This is a genomic window from Clostridium sp., assembly GCF_016650035.1.
Lineage (GTDB): Bacteria > Bacillota > Clostridia > Clostridiales > Clostridiaceae > Clostridium_AD.
This window is the reverse complement of the sequence record NZ_JAENWM010000036.1, coordinates 16,006-37,288: the sequence shown is the minus strand read 5'-3', so window position 1 is coordinate 37,288 and position 21,283 is coordinate 16,006. Positions and strand designations below refer to the sequence as shown.

The window sequence follows — 21,283 nt, the reverse complement described above, 5'->3', positions numbered from 1 at the left end:
GATAGAGAAAAGTGTTTTAGCGAATACGGTAATTTTAAGATGCTTCATGATAAAGAAATTAATAGACTATTAAGTAGTGACAATAAGAAAATATCAAGCATGGGAATATAAAAAAAATAAGGTTTTGATATGAGCCTTTAAACTATCGTTAATTTATCCATTGGGATAATCGGTAGTAAAAGTCTTAGAGAAGTCATTTAGTTTTTATATGTTGTAATTTATAGTTTTTATATAAATGAGAGTATAGGAGAAGATAATGTATTTAAGAACCCCATGCCTTTAGGCGTGGGAGTATCAGATAGTATAATGAATAGGCATATTAAATATTAGGGTGGTGTTTTTTTGGAGTACATAAAAGAAATTAATATAAATGAGGCAATTATTCATGTTTTAGATAACAATGCGGATGAACCTATATTGAATGAATATGCCCTAGAATTAGATGAAGAAAAATATAATTTTCTACTTAAACATATTCAAAAATGTTTAAAGGATGAAGAAATAAAATATGGAATTTTTAATGAAGACACAAACATAGTAAAAGACTTTTCCCAACAATACTTAAACGGTGAGAATAACTTACTTTCAGTATCTAAGGAACTGGCAAAACAGATGTTTGTTTTAATGAGGACAAAAGGGAGTATCCCTTCATGTGACTTAATAGTGGTATCTTTTACTACTGAGTTTGGACCAATCCTTGGTATGTTTAAAATGGATTATATTAAAAATTACGTTCATACTATCGAATTTGTAGATAATAAATTAGGAATTGATATAGTGCCACAGTTCACTGGTCTCCCTGGTTCGGCTCAAAGGATACAAAAATGTGCTTTTATAAAACCAATCAGAGAAGAAAATAATTTTGACTTAATGATTATTGATAAAAAAAGTAAAAGTAAAGAAAATGAAGAATATGGATCTGATTATTTTACAGAAAATTATTTAGGCTGCACAACATTTGACAACCAAAGAGATGTTACTAAAAATTTTGTGAAGTCAGCTGAAAAATGGACTCAAAATACTTTCCCTGAAAATGCTGATAAAGCAGAGGCTGTTAGAAGTACTATTAAAAGAAAACTGAGGGAAGAGGACAATTTAGATATTAGAGAATTGTCAGAGGAAATGTTTCCTGAAAATAATGCTACTGGGGAAAAATTTGTTGAGTTTATAGCAGAACAAGGGATTTCCGAAAATATTAGTCTTGATAAACAGTGGATAGATAAAAGACTTAAAAGGGTAAGACTAAAAATTGATAAAGACATAGATTTATATGTAAATGAAGAAACATACAATGATAACAGTCGCTTTGAAATACAAAGGAATGGTGATGGGACCATTAATATGGTCATCAAACATGTAACTAATTACATAGAAAAATAAAGATGAAAAAGTATATGTTACGCGTATTGCAATACGAGTAATGCGTTCACTTCGCTAAGAACTTCTAATAATATTTTTAATTAAGCTGCTAAAAAACATAAACTCGCTGTCGCTCAAACATATGTTTTTCTAAACGCATCTTATTTAAAAATATGATAAGAAGTTCTAAGGCTTGTTCAAATGCATTATACGTAACATATACTTTTTTTTGCGTATAAGAACACTAGAATAATAAAAAAACAATAAACAAAAGCACCTAGTATAAATACTAGGTGGCTTTAGTTTATTAAAATTAGTTAGATGAATTAGCAGAACCTAAAACATTAGTGATTTTACCTTCAACTAATTTAGTAATGTTCTTTCTTGCTTCTCCAAGATATTTTCTTGGATCTATTTCACCAACATTTTCAGTAAGAACTTTTCTTATTGAACCTGTCATAGCAAGTCTTAAATCAGTATCCATGTTTATTTTACAAACAGCCATAGAAGATGCCTTTCTAAGCATTTCTAGTGGAATTCCTTTTGCGCCTTTCATTTGTCCGCCAAATTCATTGATCATAGTAACAAAACTTTGCTCTACTGCAGATGCGCCGTGAAGAACTATTGGGAAGTTATGCAACCCAGCTGCTTCTAATTTTTTAGTGATTAAAGCTAATCTTTCAAAATCAAGTTTAGCTTCGCCTTTAAATTTATAAGCACCATGGCTTGTTCCTATAGCTATAGCTAGTGAATCAATACCAGTTCTAGTTACATAATCTACTGCTTGTTCTGGGTCAGTATAAGTTGCATCAGCTGCAGAAACTGAAACAGCATCTTCAACTCCAGCAAGCTTTCCAAGTTCAGCTTCAACTACAACGCCTTTAGAATGAGCAAATTCAACTACTTCTTTAGTTGTTCTTACATTTTCTTCATAATCAAGATGAGAACCATCATACATTACTGAAGTAAATCCTGAAGCTATTGCAAGTTTACATTGAGCAAGATCAGAACCGTGATCTAAATGAAGTGCAATATCAAGACCAGTGTCTTCTATAGCTGCCTCAACCATTTTTCTAAGGTAAGTAGGTCTAGCATATTTCATAGCGCCGCCTGATACTTGAAGTATAACAGCTGACTTGTGAATTGCACAAGCATCTACAACTCCTTGAATTATTTCCATATTATTGATGTTAAATGCACCAATTGCGTAATTTCCTTCTAGAGCTTTTTTAAACATATTAGTAGTAGTAACTAATGCCATGTTAATTCCACCTTTCAAATTTTGTAAAAGGGACATACATTGTCCCTTTGGGACATTTTATGATATAACATAATTATAAGCTATAAATCAACTAATTTCTAATCTTTTATTATAAATTATGAACTTAAATTAAAAAACATTGCTTATAGATACTTTTTCATGATACATGATTTTATCTATAAGATATTTCATAACATGTACAGTGGCCAGGCCCTCTGGCTTATCTTTGATTTTTGTATATTGAGTTAATTTTAAAATCTCACTGTCTAAATAATTTAAGTCTTCATGATGAATATAAATGGTTAAAAATTTAGATGCTTTTTTCCATTCATCAATATAAATTAGTGATAAATCGTATGCATCTTCATAGTTCTCTTTAAGTATATAGTTTTCTAGCTGAGAATTCAAGTCTTGCAAATGGTTGCAACTGCGATTTATAGCATTTGTAGATATAAATATTCCTATAAGCATTATAACAAAAAGACACAAAGCTATTATAGCGTTTTTCATTTATAAATTTTCCTTTCCTTCTTTAAGTTGATAATAAAACTTGTTTTTAGAATCTAATGTGCCTATAAAAACATCTTTTGCACTTGAAATGTTATTTTGTTTTAGTATAGAGTTTAGCCAAGTGTCATCTTTACCTAAAAGGTTCAAATTTTTATAATTTATATTACCATCCATAATCAGAGGTATAGGTAATAACTCTTGCTCAGTTTTCATTTTTAAGTCAGCTTTAGTGACAGCATTTTGCTGCGTTACTGGCATTATGGATAGTTCTCCGCTAGTCTCTAAAATAGCATATTGAATATCTGATATATTAAAATACCCCTTTAATCTTAGTTCTTCTAGTAAATCATTAATATTAAATCTTTGAGACCTAAGCTCACTGATATCAATTTTGCCATTTCTAATTAGTATACTTGGAGTGCCTGTGAGTATTTTTCTAGCCTTTTCACTTTTTAGTTCAATATAGGAAGTACCTACTTGTAGAAATAGTAAAGTAATTATTGGGATAATAGAATGTAGTAATGGTATTCTTGTGTCTGTCATGGGAAAGGTTGCAAGCTCAGAAATCATTAGTGCAATTACAAGCTCAAAAGGCTCAAGTTCACCTATTTGTTTTTTGCCCATAAGTCTCATAATAAATATTACTGTAAAATATAAGAAGAAAGTTCTGATTATTATAATAAACGTAATATCACCTCATTAATATATTAAGTATATTTTCCTTCTAAATTCAAAAAATATAAGGGGTACATGATACATTTTTTGAAAATTAAAGTATAATAGTAGTAAACACCGAAAAATAGGGGATGATGGTATGAATAACTTCAATATAGAACTTAAAGATGGAAGAACGGTTTTAGTTCAAGAGGGAACTATATTAAATGATATAATTAAAAATAATAGTTTATTAAGTGATATACCAGTAGTTTTAGGTATGGTTAACAATAGACTTTATGAGCTAGGAACTAGTATCAACGAGAATGGAATTTTTGACACTGTTGATATTAAAACTAGAATTGGAATGATGACATACGTTAGAACACTTCAGTTCGTGTTAATAAAAGCAGTTACGGATTTGTTTCCTAGTGCTAAAATTAGTATTGAGCATTCTTTAAGTAAAGGTTTATTTGGAGAGATTCATAAGACTCCTACGCTAGATATTGATGATATTTATGAAATAAAAAATAGAATGAACGAAATAATAAAGGCTGATATTCCTATAAAGAAAATAGGCATTTCAAAAGAGAGAGCGGTAGAAATTTATGACAAATATGATATGCAAGATAAAGTTGTGCTATTAAAATATGTTAATTCAGAAGAGGTGAAGCTTTATGAATTAGATGGTAGATATGACTATTTTTATGGCCCCATGGCTTATTCAACAGGCATATTAAAAACCTTCGATTTAATATACTATGAGCCGGGATTTATATTAAGATATCCTACTAGTGCCTTCCCAAATAAGATTCCTAAATTTCACAAGCATGAAAAACTAGCTAAAGTATTTCGTGAGGCAGAGCAATGTGGCAAGATACTAGGGGTTGGAAATGTTGGTGCACTAAATGATGAAGTAGTAAAGGGTGACATTATTAATATAATTAGAGTAGCAGAAGCACTTCATGAAAAGAAAATTGCTTATATTGCAGATATGATTAATAAGAGGGATAAGGTAAAGATAGTTCTTATAGCAGGGCCATCTTCCTCAGGAAAAACTACTTTTTCAAAGAGACTAGGGATTCAATTAAGAGTCAATGGCTTAATGCCTGTATTTATTTCCTTAGATGATTATTTTGTTGATAGGGAATTAACTCCAAGAGATGAGAATGGGGAATATGATTTTGAATCTATATATGCACTAGATCTAGAGCTTTTTAACAAGGATTTAGAATTATTACTAAAAGGTGAAGAAGTTGAAATACCAAGTTTTGATTTTAGAACAGGGAAAAGGGAGTGGCACGGAAATAAAATAAAAATGCCTAATAATGGTGTTATGATTGTAGAAGGAATACATGGATTAAATGAAATATTAACTTCGTCCATAGCTATGGATAGTAAATTTAAAATATATATAAGCCCACTAACACAGCTTAATTTAGATGACCACAACAGGATTTCTACAACAGACGTAAGAATGACAAGAAGAATAGTGAGAGATTATTTATCAAGAGGATACGGCGTTGAAGATACGCTTAAAATGTGGCCTTCTGTAAAACGTGGCGAGGAAAAAAACATTTTTGTGTTTCAAGAACAGGCAGATGTAATGTTTAATTCTAGTGTAGTTTATGAGCTTTGTGTGCTTAAGAAGTTTGCACTAGCAGAGCTTGATAAAATCGGACCTGAAAGTCCGGTATATTATGAAGCTATTAGATTAAAAAGTTTTTTGAATTTTTTTCAAGAGGTAGATAAAGATTTGGTACCAGATAATTCAATAATAAGAGAATTCACCGGCGGAAGCTGTTTTTATCAATACTAAAATAAGCCATGAAGGTTCGGCATGTAGGATGTTCCAATAGTAGGACATTCCTACATGCTTATTATTTGGTTGCTAAAGAATAAGATTTGTTATTGCGAGGCAAAATAATTAATAATTGTTTTGTATTGTGCAGAGAGAAATTAGGAGGAAACTAATGAAAAATTATACTGCGTTTGATATATTAGGTCCTATTATGATAGGGCCATCAAGTTCTCATACAGCAGGCGCGGCTAGACTTGCAAAGGTTGCGTCTATAATTGCGGGGAAAAACATTGCATCGGTGCAATTTATTCTACATGGGTCTTTTGCTAAAACTTATAAGGGGCATGGATCAGATAAAGCTCTTGTGGCGGGGATTTTAGGAATGGATCCTTGGGATGATAAGCTAAAGGATTCACTAGGAATAGCAGAAGAACTAGGGCTATTTGTAGAATTTATACCAGGAGATTTGGGGGATGTTCATCCTAATACAGTAAAATTTATCATAACAAAAAAAAGTGGGAGAATAGTTGAAATTGTAGGGTCATCTGTTGGGGGAGGGAATATTTTAATATTTGAAGTTGATGGACAACCAATTGCATTTAGGGGTAACTTCCCAACGATTATAATTAGTCATAAGGATATTCCAGGTATGATTTCAAAAGTTAGTACGGTATTGTTTGATGAAAATATAAATATAGCAACTATGAATGTGTATCGAAACAGTAAAGGGTTAAATGCAGCTATGGTATTTGAAACAGATACTATAGTGCCTAAAGGTGTATTAGATAAAATCAAATCTTTGGGAAATGTTTACAATATAAAAGAAATATCACCAGTGCTACAGTCCTAAAACCCATAGAAAACTGTAATATAAAGGAAAGCAAGGAGGGAAGATTGTGTTTGCAAACAAAGGAATAGAATTATTAAGTATATGTGAAGAAAAAAACATACCGATATGGGAATATACAATTATGTGTGAACAGGAAGAAAGTGGACTTACAAGAGCTGAGATTATTGAAAAGATGAGGGCAAATCTTAATATAATGAAGGAAGCCGCGGAATATGGACTTACAAATGAAACTAGATCAATAAGTGGGTTAATAGGTGGAGATGCTATTAAGCTGAATAGGTATTCCAGTTCTGAGAATACACTTACGGGTGAATTTATGGTAAAAGCAATGGCTAGAGCTGTTTCTTGCTCAGAGGTGAACGCAGCCATGGGTAAAATAGTTGCGGCACCTACAGCTGGGTCCTGTGGAATAATTCCAGCAGTAGTTATTACAGCAGGAGAGAGGCTCCATAAAACTGAAGAGGACCTAATTAATGCCTTGTTCACAGCTTCTGGTATAGGAATTATAATAGCTAAAAATGCTACATTAGCAGGAGCTGAAGGTGGATGTCAAGCTGAATGTGGATCTGCTGCTGCCATGGGAGCTGCAGCTGTGGTAGAAATGATGGGTGGTACGCCTGCTATGGCATTAAACGCAGCAGCTATTGTGCTAAAAAACATATTAGGACTAGTATGTGATCCTGTAGCTGGTTTAGTTGAGGTGCCTTGTGCTAAAAGAAATATAGCTGGAGCGGTAAGTGCTTTAACTACAGCGGATCTAGCTATGTGTGGTGTAACTAGTAGAATTCCTTTTGATGATATGGTAATAGCTATGTATAAGGTAGGAAAGCAAATGCCATGTGAATTAAGAGAAACTGCTATGGGTGGATGTGCTACTACCCCTACAGGTCTAAATCTGGCAAAGGAAATTTTCAAGGAATAAATTTATATGTATATATTATTAAAATTATGAGAGGTGCATTCCAAAGGGATGTACCTCTCTTTTTTAAAAGTAACCTTTAAAAACATAATGAATAGAATAATAAAGAAGATAAACAATTTAATGGAGGAACAAAATGCAATTAAAAGGTAGTAAAACGGAAGGGAATCTTCTCAAAACGTTTGCTGGAGAATCAAGAGCAAGAAATAAATATACATTATATGCAGAAAAAGCTGAGCAAGAGGGGTATGAGTATGTAGCCTCTATTTTTGAAGCCACGGCAAATAACGAAAAGGCTCATGCAAGAGAAGTTTTTAATAGGTTTCTTAAAATGAACAAAAGTACAGCAGATAATTTAAAAGCGGCAGCAGAAGGAGAAGCTTTTGAGACTGACATGTTATATAAACAATTTGAAACAGAGGCTAGAAGAGAAGGCTTTATAGAGATTGCAGATTTTTATAAAGAATTACAGGAAGTAGAAGAAAGTCATGAGATGAGATATATGAAAATATATGAAAATCTTGTGGCAGGAATGATGTTTAAGAGAAACAAAGAAGTGAAATGGCAATGTATGAATTGTGGGTATATTCATATTGGAATGGAAGCACCAGCTATTTGCCCACTATGTAAGTTTCCAAGAGCTTATTTTAAAATATATTGCGAAGATTACAAATAGGAGGAGTGAACATGAAAATTTATTACCCCACCTACTATTTAGTACCAGTGGTACCTGTAATGTCTTTAGATGATGAGGATTACAATGATAGATATAGGGATATAAATACAAATATTTTTGCAGACATTGATGAAGAATATGTGAATGAAAGTACAAAATAATGATAGCTTGGTGTTTTAAATGAAAAAAACCTATATTTTTATGCTTCTTGTAATTTTCTTATTATTTATAAGGACTTCTTCAAGTTTACTAAATACAATGATATATTCTATAGCTATAGTACCACTTGCTATTTTGCTGGGAGATCAAACTACTAAAATATCAGATTATATAGGACAGAAAAAAGGAGGACTTTTAGCAGCCACGGTGGGGAATATTCCAGAGCTTATGATGGGAATATGGTCAATAAAGTATGGGATGATACCGCTTGTTCAAGCTTCTTTAATTGGATCAATCATAAATAATATGCTTTTAGGCCTTGGAATTGCAGTGGTATTTGGAGGATTTAAGTTTAAAGAGCAAAACTTTAATAGCATAATAGCACGTACTAACTTTAATATGTTATTACTAGCAATGTCATCTATGATAGTTATAGCAACGCTAAATAGGTATTCTGTAGTGTTAGATGCAGTAATTATATCAATAAGTGTGAAGGTTGCGTTTCTACTCATAGGTATTTATATCTTAGGATTAATATTCTCATTATATACCCATAACAATTTATTTGTTATTAGTGAGTATATAGAAGAGAAAAAAAGCACTGTAAATAAGAGTGTTATCGAAAGTGCGATAATTTTAATTTGCATATCTGTATTACTTTACTTTACAAGTGAAAAGTTGATATACAACATTAGAGATTTTACAAAAGACTATAATATATCACAAGAGTTCATCGGTATAATCTTAATTCCTCTCCTTGGCAATATAGGGGAGAATGTTTCTACTATAATGTGTGCAATGCAAAACAAAGTAGACATGAGCTTAGAAATAGCTATAGGGTCAAGCATTCAAATTTCATTGTTTGTTACCCCTGTGCTGGTAGTATTTTCGTCGCTTATGGGACTTAATATGACCCTGTTATTTCCTGTATTCCATATAATAATGTGTGGTATAGCGGTAGGAATGTCATTTTTAGTGTTTCAGGATGGAAAAACTTATTGGCTAGAAGGAAGCATTTTAATTACTTCTTATATGATAATTACACTAGCCTATTATTATATTGTCTAGGCACATGAAAGTAAATTACCGAATATTATATTTTTATGTACTTAGCATAATTTTATCTCTAGAATAATATACTTAATGGATATCAAGACTATAGGGTGATTATTTGTCACACAGAAGGGTTATACAAAATCATTACAACGATATAAATAATCTGGCAGATATGTTGACTAAATTAGTTAGTTCTTATAGGCTACTCATAGGTGGTGCGGATGAATTAAATAAGATCGCACTTTCTAAAAAGAGTGATGTTAAGGATGCACTTAAAAGAGCGGATAATTTGGGCGATATTATAGATGAGGCAATAAAAGTATTAGATGGCGCAAGCTATAGTTACATGTCTTACTGTAAAATGAAAAATGAAATTATGAAGTGCAAGCTTCAAATAGATTATATAGAGACAGAGATCGAAGAAGATTTACAGTTAAAAGATTAAAGGAGAGTATGATAAATATTAAACTGGTACCTATAGAGTAGACACTTATAAAAAAAGTGTTTAAGCTGTAGGTGCTTTTTTTCTATAATTAAATATATAGCGACGGGTGGTAAATTTCATGATGTTTTATTGTTTTATAAATAGTGAAAAAATAATTGAAGGCCTGATATTGTTGTTATGTAACTTAGCAGATGAGAAATAAAAAAAATGTCTAAATATAGTGAAATATGATTACGATTTTGAGAAAAAATGGTATAATGAACTATCTGAAATGATAGTTAGTTAATTATTATTATTATTAATATCTAAAATAGTATCAAGCTTATAGTATAGGGGGAATTTTAATGAAGAAAAAAAAGTTTACAATAATTGTATTGATATTTGTTGTATTTATTGGCTTTGTAGGTTATGAAATATATTTTAATAAAACAAGATCGACCCAATCCATGTTTAAAGATGAAGATTCAATAGAGTACATGTCTAAGGTGGATTCTCAATACTTCTATATCTATAAAGATAAAAAATGGCAAAAGGAATTTATTAAAGGGGTAAATATTGGAGCGGCGAAACCAGAGTATTTCCCGGGGGAATTTGGCATAACTAAGGAAGATTACTTAAGATGGTTTAAGTATATTGGTGATATGAATTCAAATACCATAAGAGTATATACCATTTTAAAACCAGATTTTTATAATGCTCTTTATGAATACAATGAAAGTGCGGAAAAACCTCTATATCTTATTCAAGGAGTATGGGTTAATGAAGAAGATATGGCTAAATATAAGGATGCATATAATCCAGTAATTGTGGATAATTTCAAAAAGGATATACAATCAGTTATAGATGTGCTTCATGGAAATAAAATAATTAAAAAAACACCTGGACATGCTTATGGAATTTATGAAAAGGACTTGTCTCCCTATGTGATAGGGTATGTTTTAGGTATAGAATGGGACCCGGGGTTTGTTATTACAACTAATGATAATAACAAAAGCAAGGTTAATTATGATGGCAAATATCTATATAGTAAAGGAGCTTCACCATTTGAAAATTTCTTGAGTGAAACTGGAGATTACTGCATAGATTATGAAACTGAAGTTTACAAGATGCAGAGGCCAGTAAGTTTCACAAATTGGGTGACAACAGACATGCTTAGCCATCCAAATGAACCATTTGAATATGAAGATGTGGTTTCAGTAAATACAGAACATATAAAGAAAAAAGATAGTTTTAAAACAGGACTTTTTGCATCATATCATATTTACCCATATTATCCTGATGCTATGAATTATCAGAAAGATTATATAAGTTTTAAAGATAGTAATGGCAAAATAGATACGTACAAAGCTTATTTAAAAGACTTAAAAAAAGAGCACACCATGCCTATTTTGGTGGCAGAGTTTGGAATACCAGCATCTAGGGGTAAGGCACATGATAATATTTATATGGGATTTAATCAAGGAAATGTTTCAGAAAAAGCTCAAGGTGAAATGGATACATTTATGTTAAAGGATATATATGAAGAAGGTTATGCGGGAGCCTTGGTATTTTCATTTCAAGATGAATGGTTTAAGAGAACGTGGAACACCATGGATTTAGATTTACCTAATAGAAGGTCTTATTGGAATAATCAGCAGACAAATGAACAGCATTTTGGATTATTAGCCTTTGATTCAGGTGAGAGTGAAAGCGCCAGTTATGTAGACGGAGATATATTGGAGTGGGAAGGTAGCGTTCCCATATCTGAAAATAACGGGACGCAGCTTTATATGAAATCTGATGAAGCCTATGTTTACTTTATGGCAAAAAGCTCAAAAGCTGATTTCAATGTAGACAAACTAGTTATTCCCATAGATACAGTGCAAAATCAAGGAAATCTTAGTTATAATGGAATGAATTTTAATAAAGCCGCTGATTTTATAATATCTATAAATGGAAAAGGAAAATCTCAAATACTTGTAGATCCTTACTATGACAGTTTTCAGTATATTTATGGGGAAAAACTTAATGAGATTCCTCAGGTTAAAGAGTATGATATGAAAAATAGTGGTGTCTTTGTGCCTATGTATTTATGCGTGAGCAGAGAAATTTATTTGCCACAGGATAAGGTTAAACTACCTTTTACTAAATACGAAACAGGAAAACTGCAGTTTGGCAATGGAAATCCTGAAAGTAGTGATTATAATTCCCTTGCAGATTTTACGATAAAAGGGAATATAGTTGAAATAAGAATACCTTGGCAGCTTCTTAATGTAATGGATCCATCAACAAAAATGATTATGGATGATTTGCATATAGATGGGATAAAACCAGTTAAAATCCAAGGAATAAGTGCTGGTGTAGGGGTTCTAGAAGATAAGATTTCAATTAATAAATTAAAAATGAATATGTATAACTTAAAAGAATGGGAAATACCAATATATCATGAAAGATTAAAAGCATCTTACTATATATTAAAAGATGCTTTTAAAAAATATAAATAAAGGGGCAAAACTATGAAAAAAAGAAGAAGTTTAATAAAAATTTGTAGTGTAATAGCAGTAATTTTAATTATAGCAGCCTCTCCATTTATAAGTTGGAAGATTAAAGCATCAAAAACTCTTGAGGTAGTAATAATTGATAAAACAGTTCCTGATAACACCTATAGAGAACATAAAGGTTTTATGTGGATATTAAATAATTTAAAGATTAAAAATGGAGAGTCAAATACCACATTTAACTATGATAGTGATTACTACGGATTTTTTCCGCTGGAAAATGAAAAATATAGAATAAGAGAGACTCCAGAAAACATTGGAAAGCCAGACCTTATTTACCTTACGGATACCTATGGAGTATATAAGGAAGATTTTTATAAGAATAATGCAGCTGGGAATAGGTCTGAAATTATTTATGGAGGGACAAAAGATGCGGAAGTAGCTAGCGTTAAAAATGCATTAGACAATAATACCATAATAGGGGAATTTAATATTTTAGCTAGTCCTACAGATAGTAAAGTAAGAGAAGAAATACAAGGTATATTTGGGGTGGAGTGGAATGGGTGGATAGGAAGATATTTTCCTGATCTTTCAAAAAAAAACACTGAAATACCTAATTGGATGAAAGAAAATTATGCAATGCAACAGGGAGAGAAGTGGGAATTTAAAGGGGATGGCATAGTTTTGACAAGCACGAAAGATGAAATCATAGTACTAAGGCGAGATGTGGAACTTGCAAAGGGACTTAATAAAATAAACTTTATAGAAAGTGCAAAAAATGAATTTATGGTTAAAAATAATGTGAATTATTATTATTGGTTTGAAATAACGAAGGCAGATAAAGATTCAGAGGTTCTTGCAAGTTATAAGCTAGATGTAACAGAGGAAGGGAAGGAACTACTTAGCACGCATAACTTGCCATCAGAATTCCCTGCCATAGTAAGAAAAATAGGTTCATATACAAGCTATTACTTTGCAGGCGATTTTGCAGATAATAATTCTACACCTAAAATTTATAACGCCTCTGGAGTACAATTATTTAATAAAACCACAACATTTGACGAAGATTCAAATCAAAATTATTTTTATTGGAATGTATATTACCCATTAATTGAAAATGTTTTAAAAAATATAAATTAGAGTGGTGAGAAAATATGTTTTCAAACAATATTAAATCATTTATAATACTAAATATATATGTTTTGATAATAGTAGATATAGTTTTATTACTAGCTATTTATTATGAGATTACCGTGGATAAAATTAAAAATTATAAATATGAAAAGGCTATGAATCTGTTAAAACCTAAAGTTTTAGCTTATATTGAAAATGAAGACAAGCTACAAGAAGTGGGAAAATCATTAAAAAGCAATTTTTACCGAAATGTAGTAATAGATATAATGGTAGATTACAGCGAAGAAAACAATGTAGATATAAGTGAAAAATTTATAGTGCTTAAATTAGATGCTATTTTAATTAAAAAAATTCAAAGAAAAGTTTCTATAGTTTATGTAAGAAAACTTGCATTTATGAGAGTGGAAACGGCTTACAATACTTTAATTGAATTGGCTGAGTCAGAGGATTTGGATATAAGTTACATCAGTTTTTTTGGCTTATCTCTTATAAAGCTTCCAGAGGGTAAAACAGAAATTGCAATTAAAAAATTAGTTGTTTCAAGAATTATAAGTGATAGAATTATAGAAATTCTCAGTAGGTATAATCTTAAATTTGAAGAATGGTTAAATCTATTAGAAGAAGAAGAAACCATAGAAGGAAAAGCTGTTTTTATAAAAAATATAATGGTAAAAGAAGAGATTAAAAATGAAATTAATTCGGATAGACTCCTAAAATTCTTAAAGGATGAAAGTGAGGTAAAAATAGCTGCTATTATTGCTCTTTGTACTAGCAAAAATGAAAAGTATATTAATGAACTTATAAGCACATATGAAAATGAAGAAAAATGGCAAGTAAGAGTTGCGGTTGCTAGGGGTCTTAGCAATTTTAAAATTGAAAGAGTAAAAGATACATTGTTAAAAATGACAAAGGATAGTGAATGGTGGGTAAGATATAATGCAGTAAAATCTATTGTGGCTATGGGAGAAGAAGGATTATTTACTCTCATTGATTTGTCCCTTGAAAAAGAAGATAAAAAAGTATCAGACTTAGCCTATTATTTTTTGAATTCCAATAAACATGTATATAATATTGTAAAGAATTTAGAGGTGTAATTATGAATATAATAATTAATATAATTTCAGTCTATAGTAAAATAATACTTTTTTACTTTTTTATAATAAGTATGTTTTATATAATTTTGATTCTTTTATCTTCTAGGAAATTAAGGAGTTTTGTTAAAGTTATAAATAATGATGTTACCATAATTAGCAATTATACTAAACCTATATCAGTAGTAGTTCCTGCGTATAACGAAGAATCAACTATTATAGATAATATAACTTCACTTTTAGAATTGAATTATCCTGAGTTTGAAATTATAATTGTTAATGATGGTTCAAAGGACAAAACCTTAGAAAGCGTAATTGATCATTTTGAATTAAGAAAAATAGATGTAGAAATAAATATGCAGGTGGACTGCAAGGAAATAAAGGCGGTATATGGTTCTTTTATATTACCTAACCTTGTGGTGGTAAATAAAGAAAATGGAGGAAAGGCAGATGCCTTAAATGCAGGTGTGAATTTATCTAGGTATCCACTTTTCTGTGGTATAGATGCAGATTGTATCATAGAAAAGGATGCATTACTCCGAATAGTAAAACCATTTTTGAAATATGAGGATACTATAGCAGTAGGCGGCATAGTTAGAATTGCTAATGGGTGTACTATAAAAGATGGCAAGTTATTACAAGCTAAATTACCTAAACAAGCTATAGTAAGGTTTCAGATAATAGAATATTTTAGAGCTTTTTTAACCAGCCGAATCGGATGGGAAAGAATAAATGCATTACTTATCATTTCAGGCGCATTTGGTGTATTTAAAAAATCGGCTGTGGTAAAAATTGGAGGTTATAGTAAAACTATTGGTGAAGATATGGAACTTACAATGAAAATGCATGAATATTATAGAACGAATAAACTTAAGTATAAAATAGATTTTGCCTCGGATGCAGTTTGCTGGACCCAAGTACCAGATACATTAAAGGGACTAAGGAGTCAAAGAATAAGATGGCATAGGGGACTTACTGATTCGATTTTAAGACATAAAAAAATGATGTTTAATCCTAGTTATGGTACTGTAGGTATTTTATCAATGCCATACTTCGTACTAGTAGAAATGTTAGGGCCCGTAATTGAAATGGTAGGTTATGTAATACTTATAATTTCAATTATTACTGGAACACTTTCAAAATTCTTTATATTTGTTTTCCTCATGGCTTTTTTATATGGAATATTATTTTCCTTATCGGCCATATTGTTTGAAGAATTCTCCTATAAAAGATATAGTGGATTTAAAGAAATCACAAAGCTGGTTATATATAGTTTTTTTGAGCAAATTGTTTATAGGCAAATAACAGTATGGTGGAGGGTTATATCATTTTTAAATTTCAAAAATGGAAGTAAAGAGTGGGGAACAATAAAAAGAAAATCATTTTATACTAAGGAAGGTTAAAATTATGAATTTACAAGAATGTTTTTTAAAAGTTGCTCAAAGCGAAGAAAATGCAGCTGAATTATATGAGAAAATCTCCGTAGAATGTAGTGAAAGATTAAAACCGGTTGTAATTTCATTTTCAAAGGAAGAAATAGGACATAAAAATTATATGCTTGAATTAGCTAGTAATGAGAAATTAAATGAAAAACAATTGCATGATGAAATAGAAGAAATTATTAAATATCAAGAAATCGATTTAAAGAGCAATCATAAAGCATTAGACATAACTTCGGAAAAGGATTTTTTTGGATTTGCTTTAAAGTTGGAAAAAAATTCAGTTGAATTATATACAAAACTGTTGGACACTTTTAATTCAGATTCTAATGAATACAAAGGTTTTGAAGTTCTTATAAAAGAAGAAAGAAAACATATGCTTTATATTTTAAATAAGCTTTATGAATTAAAATAATTATATATAAAAGAGGATATGCATCAGATTTTTGTTTTGATGCATATCCTCTTTATACTTTTTTTAGCTTGAATTTACTTACCATAAGATAGGATAGTATAAGCATTATAATAATAGTAAGTGGAAAATTAGTAGATGAATTTAAAGGTATTAAAGCGTAGAGGGCTACTAGTATTCCTGCTAGTGTAATAGGAATGCCTGTATAAACATTATCAAATTTAGAACAATTATACCGTGCTAGTCTATATGCACCAGCTAAAGGGAAAATCAAAAAGCAAATATATCCCAAATAGCCTAAAGATATAAAATTATATAAATTAAATATGAGGATCGAAGGGGCAACGCCGAAAGATATTAAGTCAGCTAAGGAATCTAATTCTTTTCCGAAACTACTAGATACTTGTAAAAAGCGTGCTACCTTACCATCGTACCTGTCCATAAGGCTAGCTAATAATATGAAAATTGCAGAAAATCTATAATTAGCTTCAAAAGTCATTATTAAGGATAATAAACCAAAAGTTAAATTTCCGAAGGTGAGAATATTTGGTAGATAAGATTTTTTCAATATACATCACTCCTAAAGTAATAAAATTATCATCTTAATTATACATCATCGTGCAACAAAATTTAAAAAAATATAAATATTATTTTTTATTTATGGTTAAAATAATATTAATATTATTATTTTAAATTTATGTTTAAAATAAAAAGATGAATAATTGTTATCTACATCAAATAAATACAAGGAGGATTATAAAATGAAAATCTCTGAAATAATGACGAGAGACGTTATAAGTTTATCTGTAGAGGATACAGTTGAGCACGCAGCTATGCTTATGAGAGAACATAATATAGGATCCATTCCAGTGAAAACACAAGAAAAGGTAGTTGGAATTGTAACGGATAGGGATATAATTATGAGATGCGTAGCAGAAGGTTCAGATTTAAAAGCGCGAAAAGTTAGAGACATTATGACTTCAAACCCAGTCCTTGGAGATCAAAATATAGATGTGAATGACGCTGCTAGAATTATGAGTGAAAGACAAATAAGAAGGCTTCCTATAGTTTCAAATAATGAATTAGTTGGAATGATTTCACTGGGGGACTTTGCAATAGATCCAAATCTTCATAAAGAGGCTAGTGAAGCATTAAGTGAAATATCTATACCTTGTACTCACAATATCTAGAAGAATTATAAAACTGAAAAGTTATCAGTTTAGTACTTGTTTTTGTGGCAATTGTGAACAAATCCATAGGAAAAGTGAATCTTGTGGATTTGTATTTAAAATTGTATAATGATTATAGATAAATTAATAAACATAATAAGTAAATAGGAGAAAATCGAATGTATAAGGTGAAATTTATTTATAATCCATACTCTGGGGAAAATACTATAGCATCTGATTTAGATAAAATAATAATGATTCATCAAGAACACGATTATGTAATAGTACCACATAGAATATGCCACGAAAATCCATTATCAACTGCCTTTTTTGATATAGATAAAAGCTACAAATATATTTTAATAGCAGGTGGAGATGGAACAATAGATAGTGTAGTAAATGTGATGAAAGAAAAAGAAATCAATTTACCCATTGGAATTATTCCTACAGGTACAGCAAATGACTTTGCTAGGTATATAGGAATGTCTTTAGATGTGGAAGAGGCTTGTAATCAAATACTAAAAAGTAAGGTAAAAAAAGTGGACATAGGAAAGATAAATCATAAATATTTTATGAATGTAGCCAGTACTGGGTTATTTACAGATGTATCACAAAAAACAGATATGAATTTAAAAAACACTATAGGCAAACTAGCGTACTATGTAAAAGGCTTAGAGCAGTTACCTAATTTTAGGAAACTTAAAATAAAAGTTACTACTGATAAAGAGTGTTTTGATGGAAATATGTATCTAATGTTAGTGTTTAATGGACAAACGGCAGGGAATTTAAAATTTGCTTACAAAGCTAAAATAGACGACGGGCTTTTGGATGTAATTATAATTAAGGCTGGAATTATGAAGAATATAATAAATATTTTTATCAAAATGGTAAGAAATGAATATCTAGAGAATGTAGAGGGTATTGTTTATTTTAAGACTAATAGATTAGAAGTGGAATGTTTTGAAAATATAGTTACAGATATAGACGGAGAAAGAGGACCAGATTTTCCACTAATTATAGAATGTGAAAAAGGCGGGATATCTGTACTTGGAGCTAAAATATAATGGGTTAACAAAATTTAAAAATATAAATTGTGCATATTTTTAAACTTAAATTAATAAATATTAACAGTAGCAATTTTAGGGAGAGTATATTAGTGAGTATATATTTTTTAATGCTGTTAATGATGTTGCTTTTATTATATCAAGGTATAATTTCTAGTTTATTTTATTCGCCTAAAAGAATCAAGATAATAAGCACTATGATTTTAATTTTAATGACACTTAGATATACAACACTCTTAATTCTTTTTGTTGTAAAAAATCAAAATTATTTATATTTATTAAAACCTGTTTTGTATGCAAATATATTATGCATTCCTATATGTGGTATTCTGACCGTATTTATTTTTGCTAGAAATGATAAAGTTAAAATTAAAAATATTTTTATTTTGTGTATTGTGTTAGGCTTGGCCTATTGCACTCTTATATATAAATCTTCTGTAGAGATTAATATATCAAATATAACCGGATACACTATGGAATTACAACTAGAAACTTATTATTATATTGCGCTGTTAATAATAAATTCGTTTTTTGTAATTAAAGGTATAGAACTATTTAATAAAATATATTCTAATAAACTAGGAGTCATATTAATAATAGTTTCTTCTAGTATTACATTAATAACAGTAATTATATCCTCAATAAACATAAATTTTGAATGGTTACTCCTTGCAGATATATCTTGGATTATAACTCTAGATTATGGTTTAATAAAGTTCAAAAGATAGTTTGAAAAATTATAAAGCACATATAGCTACAAATTAATTTGTAGCTATATGTGCGTTTTTATTTTTTATAATTGTCTTTAGCAACGCTTCGTTTAGAATTTTTAACTCCTTTAAATTTAGCATTTGTCTTCATAGGCCTTGGTGGAATGAGACTTTTTTTATCAAAACCAATTAAATCTTCTCTATGAGCTATTGTTAGAGCTTCCTTTACAATATTATAGTTTTCAGGGTTTTTAAATTGGAGTAACGCTCTTTGCATATTTTTCTCTTTTTGAGCTGTTGGTACATAAACAGTTTCTTTGGTAAAGGGATTAATTCCAGTGTAGTAGATTGTAGTGGATAAACTACCTGGTGTTGGATAAAAGTCTTGAACCTGTTCGGGAGTGTATCCCATTTCTTTTATATATTCTGACAACTTAATAGATTCTGTAAGGTCCGATCCTGGGTGGCTTGAAATAAGGTAGGGAACCAAAAATTGATTTTTATTAAATTTTTTATCTAGTTCAAAATATTTTTTAACAAAACGGTCATATACCTCTCTTTTGGGTTTTCCCATTTGAGCGAGGACCTTATCACTAACGTGCTCAGGAGCTACTTTTAATTGTCCGCTAATATGATGCTGGCACAATTCTTCAAAGAATTTAGTGTTCTTATCAAAAATCAAATAATCATATCTTATTCCAGAACGAATAAAAACTTTTTTAATATTAGGTAAAGATCTAACCTTTGTTAACAAATCCAAATATTCAGTATGATCAATAATGAGATGTTCACAAGGGGTTGGATACATGCATTGTCTATCTTTGCATACGCCTACTTTTTCTTGAATTTTGCAAGCTCTATGTCTAAAGTTCGCCGTAGGGCCACCAACATCGTGAATGTATCCCTTGAAATTTTTCAAGGTAGTTAAGAGCTTTGCTTCTTCTATAATGGATTTTTGGCTTCTATTTTGAATTACCCTACCTTGATGAAAAGTCAATTCACAAAATGAGCAACTACCAAAACAACCTCTATGACTTGTTATAGAAAACTCAACTTCTGTTATGGCAGGGATACCACCTTTATCCTCATATATAGGGTGATAGGTTCTCGTGTATGGCAAATCATAAGTTATATCCATTTCATTTTGGGTTAGTGAAATTTGAGGGGGATTTTGTACTACATATCTATTATCATGTTTTTGAACTACAGTTTTACCTCTTATATCATCCTGTTCCAAAGATTGTAATCTATAGCTTTCTGCATAATCATTTTTATCAGCCACCGTAGCTTCAAAGGATGGTACCTCTATGAAATTTGTAAGTTTCCCAATTTCTTTTGAAGCATACACCGTTCCTCGTATTGAAGTCATTTTATCTATGGCCATGCCATATTTGAAAAGATTAGCGATTTCGATTATGGGTTTTTCTCCCATGCCATAAACTAGTAAATCTGCTTTAGCATCAAGTAATAAGCTCCTCCTTACCTTATTACTCCAATAATCATAATGGGCAAATCTCCTAAGACTTGCTTCTATACCACCAATTATAATTGGAACATTTTTATAGGCTTCTCTAGCTCTATTACAATACACAATTATGGCTCTATCTGGTCTATGACCTGTTTCTCCACCTGGAGAATAAAGGTCAGTACGTCTTTTTTTCTTTGAGGTAGTATAATGATTAACCATAGAATCTACATTACCAGAATTTATAAGAAATCCATATTTAGGCTTTCCAAGTTTTCTAAAATCATCTACGCTTTCCCAATTAGGCTGGGCTATAATACCTACAGTAAAACCTTCATGTTCTAATGTTCGTCCAATTATAGCAGTTCCAAAGGAAGGATGATCAACATATGCATCCCCTGTAATTATTATAAAATCCAATTGGGATATATTTCTTTCTTTTAAATCATCCATGCTAATAGGTAAAAATTGCTTATTTATTATCATATGTACCTCCAAATAAATCAGTTGTTTTATTCTTTCTATACCTAATAATAGTAACATAATTATTAAAAAATATGAACTATAAAAATTTAAAATATAAAGTGTGACCCTAAAATGTCGAATTTCTCATTTTTAGTTGCATTTTGAAG

The 21,283-nt window shown here is 30.3% G+C and carries 21 protein-coding genes; 16 read left to right on the top strand and 5 right to left on the bottom strand.

The window, feature by feature from the left end:
* The first annotated feature begins 342 nt into the window (after positions 1 to 342).
* Complete coding sequence (locus tag JJD95_RS10290; RefSeq protein ID WP_291642927.1) at positions 343 to 1,380, top strand: nucleoid-associated protein; 1,038 nt, start codon at positions 343 to 345, stop codon at positions 1,378 to 1,380.
* A 292-nt stretch (positions 1,381 to 1,672) separates the two neighbouring features.
* Here the strand turns inward: JJD95_RS10290 and JJD95_RS10285 are convergent, their stop codons facing one another.
* The 3 genes from JJD95_RS10285 to JJD95_RS10275 all read right to left on the bottom strand — a co-directional run bounded on the left by JJD95_RS10285 (position 1,673) and on the right by JJD95_RS10275 (position 3,763).
* Positions 1,673 to 2,620, bottom strand: a complete 948-nt coding sequence (locus tag JJD95_RS10285) for a ketose-bisphosphate aldolase (protein WP_291642926.1) — start codon at positions 2,618 to 2,620, stop codon at positions 1,673 to 1,675.
* A 129-nt stretch (positions 2,621 to 2,749) separates the two neighbouring features.
* Positions 2,750 to 3,130: a DUF4363 family protein gene (locus JJD95_RS10280; protein WP_291642925.1), complete on the bottom strand. Its 381-nt coding sequence runs from the start codon at positions 3,128 to 3,130 to the stop codon at positions 2,750 to 2,752.
* A complete protein-coding gene (locus tag JJD95_RS10275) occupies positions 3,131 to 3,763 on the bottom strand; it encodes a DUF421 domain-containing protein (RefSeq protein WP_291642924.1) in 633 nt (210 codons plus the stop codon).
* Between the two features lie 181 nt (positions 3,764 to 3,944).
* Between JJD95_RS10275 and JJD95_RS10270 the strand changes: the two genes are divergently transcribed.
* From JJD95_RS10270 to JJD95_RS10215, 12 genes are all read left to right on the top strand, one after another.
* Entirely contained in the window at positions 3,945 to 5,603 is a 1,659-nt protein-coding gene (locus JJD95_RS10270) for a nucleoside kinase (protein ID WP_291642923.1), read from the top strand.
* A gap of 154 nt (positions 5,604 to 5,757) precedes the next feature.
* Positions 5,758 to 6,435, top strand: coding sequence for an L-serine ammonia-lyase, iron-sulfur-dependent subunit beta (gene sdaAB, locus JJD95_RS10265; protein WP_291642922.1), 678 nt, complete (start codon positions 5,758 to 5,760; stop codon positions 6,433 to 6,435).
* Positions 6,436 to 6,481: 46 nt separating this feature from the next.
* On the top strand, positions 6,482 to 7,357 hold the full coding sequence (gene sdaAA / locus JJD95_RS10260) for an L-serine ammonia-lyase, iron-sulfur-dependent, subunit alpha (RefSeq protein ID WP_291642921.1): 876 nt from the start codon (positions 6,482 to 6,484) through the stop codon (positions 7,355 to 7,357).
* Between the two features lie 133 nt (positions 7,358 to 7,490).
* Positions 7,491 to 8,030, top strand: a complete 540-nt coding sequence (gene rbr / locus JJD95_RS10255) for a rubrerythrin (RefSeq protein WP_291642920.1) — start codon at positions 7,491 to 7,493, stop codon at positions 8,028 to 8,030.
* Between the two features lie 11 nt (positions 8,031 to 8,041).
* A complete protein-coding gene (locus tag JJD95_RS10250; protein ID WP_291642919.1) occupies positions 8,042 to 8,191 on the top strand; it encodes a hypothetical protein in 150 nt (49 codons plus the stop codon).
* A 19-nt stretch (positions 8,192 to 8,210) separates the two neighbouring features.
* The gene (cax, locus tag JJD95_RS10245; protein WP_291642918.1) at positions 8,211 to 9,257 is read left to right on the top strand and encodes a calcium/proton exchanger; all 1,047 of its coding nucleotides are present in this window, start codon (positions 8,211 to 8,213) and stop codon (positions 9,255 to 9,257) included.
* Between the two features lie 103 nt (positions 9,258 to 9,360).
* A complete protein-coding gene (locus JJD95_RS10240) occupies positions 9,361 to 9,690 on the top strand; it encodes a hypothetical protein (protein ID WP_291642917.1) in 330 nt (109 codons plus the stop codon).
* Positions 9,691 to 10,034: 344 nt separating this feature from the next.
* Positions 10,035 to 12,173: a family 2 glycosyl transferase gene (locus JJD95_RS10235; protein ID WP_291642916.1), complete on the top strand. Its 2,139-nt coding sequence runs from the start codon at positions 10,035 to 10,037 to the stop codon at positions 12,171 to 12,173.
* A gap of 12 nt (positions 12,174 to 12,185) precedes the next feature.
* A complete protein-coding gene (locus JJD95_RS10230; RefSeq protein WP_291642915.1) occupies positions 12,186 to 13,307 on the top strand; it encodes a hypothetical protein in 1,122 nt (373 codons plus the stop codon).
* A 14-nt stretch (positions 13,308 to 13,321) separates the two neighbouring features.
* A complete protein-coding gene (locus tag JJD95_RS10225) occupies positions 13,322 to 14,395 on the top strand; it encodes a HEAT repeat domain-containing protein (RefSeq protein WP_291642914.1) in 1,074 nt (357 codons plus the stop codon).
* Positions 14,396 to 14,397: 2 nt separating this feature from the next.
* The gene (locus tag JJD95_RS10220) at positions 14,398 to 15,795 is read left to right on the top strand and encodes a glycosyltransferase (RefSeq protein WP_291642913.1); all 1,398 of its coding nucleotides are present in this window, start codon (positions 14,398 to 14,400) and stop codon (positions 15,793 to 15,795) included.
* 4 nt (positions 15,796 to 15,799) lie between these two features.
* The gene (locus JJD95_RS10215) at positions 15,800 to 16,246 is read left to right on the top strand and encodes a hypothetical protein (protein WP_291642912.1); all 447 of its coding nucleotides are present in this window, start codon (positions 15,800 to 15,802) and stop codon (positions 16,244 to 16,246) included.
* A gap of 52 nt (positions 16,247 to 16,298) precedes the next feature.
* Here the strand turns inward: JJD95_RS10215 and pssA are convergent, their stop codons facing one another.
* A complete protein-coding gene (pssA, locus tag JJD95_RS10210) occupies positions 16,299 to 16,814 on the bottom strand; it encodes a CDP-diacylglycerol--serine O-phosphatidyltransferase (RefSeq protein ID WP_291642930.1) in 516 nt (171 codons plus the stop codon).
* Positions 16,815 to 17,004: 190 nt separating this feature from the next.
* Here pssA and JJD95_RS10205 point away from each other — a divergent pair, with 190 nt between their 5' ends.
* From JJD95_RS10205 to JJD95_RS10195, 3 genes are all read left to right on the top strand, one after another.
* Entirely contained in the window at positions 17,005 to 17,433 is a 429-nt protein-coding gene (locus tag JJD95_RS10205) for a CBS domain-containing protein (protein ID WP_291642911.1), read from the top strand.
* 158 nt (positions 17,434 to 17,591) lie between these two features.
* On the top strand, positions 17,592 to 18,476 hold the full coding sequence (locus JJD95_RS10200) for a YegS/Rv2252/BmrU family lipid kinase (protein ID WP_291642910.1): 885 nt from the start codon (positions 17,592 to 17,594) through the stop codon (positions 18,474 to 18,476).
* Between the two features lie 92 nt (positions 18,477 to 18,568).
* Positions 18,569 to 19,204, top strand: a complete 636-nt coding sequence (locus tag JJD95_RS10195) for a hypothetical protein (RefSeq protein ID WP_291642909.1) — start codon at positions 18,569 to 18,571, stop codon at positions 19,202 to 19,204.
* A 58-nt stretch (positions 19,205 to 19,262) separates the two neighbouring features.
* On the opposite strand, the gene JJD95_RS10190 is transcribed toward JJD95_RS10195, so the two are convergent.
* Entirely contained in the window at positions 19,263 to 21,134 is a 1,872-nt protein-coding gene (locus JJD95_RS10190; RefSeq protein WP_291642929.1) for a YgiQ family radical SAM protein, read from the bottom strand.
* Between the last annotated feature and the right edge of the window lie 149 nt (positions 21,135 to 21,283).

Bases quoted from the DNA above. Each gene is read 5' to 3' on its own strand.
- JJD95_RS10220 (WP_291642913.1), top strand. From the start codon at position 14,398: ATGAATATAATAATTAATATAATTTCAGTCTATAGTAAAATAATACTT.
- JJD95_RS10205 (WP_291642911.1), top strand. From the start codon at position 17,005: ATGAAAATCTCTGAAATAATGACGAGAGACGTTATAAGTTTATCTGTA.
- JJD95_RS10225 (WP_291642914.1), top strand. From the start codon at position 13,322: ATGTTTTCAAACAATATTAAATCATTTATAATACTAAATATATATGTT.
- JJD95_RS10230 (WP_291642915.1), top strand. From the start codon at position 12,186: ATGAAAAAAAGAAGAAGTTTAATAAAAATTTGTAGTGTAATAGCAGTA.
- JJD95_RS10285 (WP_291642926.1), bottom strand. From the start codon at position 2,620: ATGGCATTAGTTACTACTACTAATATGTTTAAAAAAGCTCTAGAAGGA.
- rbr (WP_291642920.1), top strand. From the start codon at position 7,491: ATGCAATTAAAAGGTAGTAAAACGGAAGGGAATCTTCTCAAAACGTTT.
- cax (WP_291642918.1), top strand. From the start codon at position 8,211: ATGAAAAAAACCTATATTTTTATGCTTCTTGTAATTTTCTTATTATTT.
- JJD95_RS10200 (WP_291642910.1), top strand. From the start codon at position 17,592: ATGTATAAGGTGAAATTTATTTATAATCCATACTCTGGGGAAAATACT.
- JJD95_RS10250 (WP_291642919.1), top strand. From the start codon at position 8,042: ATGAAAATTTATTACCCCACCTACTATTTAGTACCAGTGGTACCTGTA.
- sdaAB (WP_291642922.1), top strand. From the start codon at position 5,758: ATGAAAAATTATACTGCGTTTGATATATTAGGTCCTATTATGATAGGG.
- JJD95_RS10280 (WP_291642925.1), bottom strand. From the start codon at position 3,130: ATGAAAAACGCTATAATAGCTTTGTGTCTTTTTGTTATAATGCTTATA.
- JJD95_RS10235 (WP_291642916.1), top strand. From the start codon at position 10,035: ATGAAGAAAAAAAAGTTTACAATAATTGTATTGATATTTGTTGTATTT.
- JJD95_RS10270 (WP_291642923.1), top strand. From the start codon at position 3,945: ATGAATAACTTCAATATAGAACTTAAAGATGGAAGAACGGTTTTAGTT.
- JJD95_RS10275 (WP_291642924.1), bottom strand. From the start codon at position 3,763: ATGAGACTTATGGGCAAAAAACAAATAGGTGAACTTGAGCCTTTTGAG.
- JJD95_RS10215 (WP_291642912.1), top strand. From the start codon at position 15,800: ATGAATTTACAAGAATGTTTTTTAAAAGTTGCTCAAAGCGAAGAAAAT.